Origin of the sequence: Arthrobacter sp. HS15c (assembly GCF_040812005.1) — a bacterium.
In the GTDB taxonomy this organism is placed as follows: Bacteria; Actinomycetota; Actinomycetes; order Actinomycetales; family Micrococcaceae; genus Arthrobacter.
This window is the reverse complement of sequence record NZ_JBFOHM010000026.1, coordinates 1-1,115: the sequence shown is the minus strand read 5'-3', so window position 1 is coordinate 1,115 and position 1,115 is coordinate 1. Positions and strand designations below refer to the sequence as shown.

The following is a 1,115-nucleotide window of genomic DNA, read 5'->3' as shown; positions in this document are numbered from 1 at the left end:
TAGCTGTACTGCCCAGGCAGGTTGGTTAACCGACTGATGGGCGGGTGGCCTCCGATTGCGGTGTGGGGCCTGTGGTGATTGTAGTGGTGCAGCCATGCCGGGAGGGCGTTTCTGCGGACTGATTCTGTGGCGTAGAAGCGTTTGAAGGCCCAGCCGTCGGCGAGGGTGCGATGGAACCTTTCGATCTTGCCGTTGGTCTGAGGGCGGTAGGGGCGGGTCTTCTTGGCCTTGATGTTCAGTTCACGACAGGTGTCCCGCCAGAGGTGGGATTTGTAGGCTGATCCGTTGTCGGAGAGGACCCGCTCGACGGTGACGCCGCGGGCGGCGAACCAGGACACGGCTCTTTTCAGGACGGCTACTGCGGTGACCGCGGTTTCGTCGCCGTGGATCTCTGCGTAGGCGACCCGGGAGTGATCGTCGATGACCGTGTGCACGTAGGCCGTGCCGATGATGGGGTGGCGGCGGCTGCCGGTTCTGACTGGTGTCGCTGCACGGTTCCGATCACCCCGCTGCTTGCCGACGTAGCGCCAGCCGCCCCCGTCCGGGATATTTCCGAGTTTCTTCACGTCGACGTGGATCATGGCCCCGGGCCTGTCGTGCTCGTACCGGCGGATGACCTCGCCGGTGCGTTTGTCCACGTGGTGCAGCCGGTTCAGCCGGCATCGGACCAGGACCGCATGGACCGTGGACGCCGGTATAACTAGCTTCGCTCCGATCGCGACCGGTCCTAGCCGTTGTTTCCAGCGCAGATGGACGATCTTGCGGACGAGCTGCTGAGGGGTCCGGTTCGCTACCCGGTGCGGGCGTGAGGACCTGTCGGTCATACCCGCCTCACCCATCGCGGCGTAGCGTTCAGCCCAGCGCTTGGCGGTGGGCCAGGCGCAGTTGAATAGTTCGGCGGCCCGGGACACGGGCCATCCTTGGTCAATGATCAAACGCGCGACGCGCAAACGTTGGCGTGGAGTCAGAGCGGCATTAGCGTGGGACATGAGGACCTCCTGGTCGCCTCAGCGGTTGTCTAAGCAACTCCACTGTGCAACCGGAGGTCCTCACCCATCAGTCAACGACTCCGGCGAGCCATTACATTCACCCGACCAACGTCCTTGGGCAGTACA

General features: G+C 63.8%; 1 protein-coding gene. It reads right to left on the bottom strand.

All coding sequences use genetic code 11. The annotated features are described in order from the left end of the window. A partial coding sequence (locus ABV518_RS22275; RefSeq protein WP_367771830.1) for an IS481 family transposase occupies positions 1–989 on the bottom strand: 989 nt, incomplete at its 3' end. Between the last annotated feature and the right edge of the window lie 126 nt (positions 990–1,115).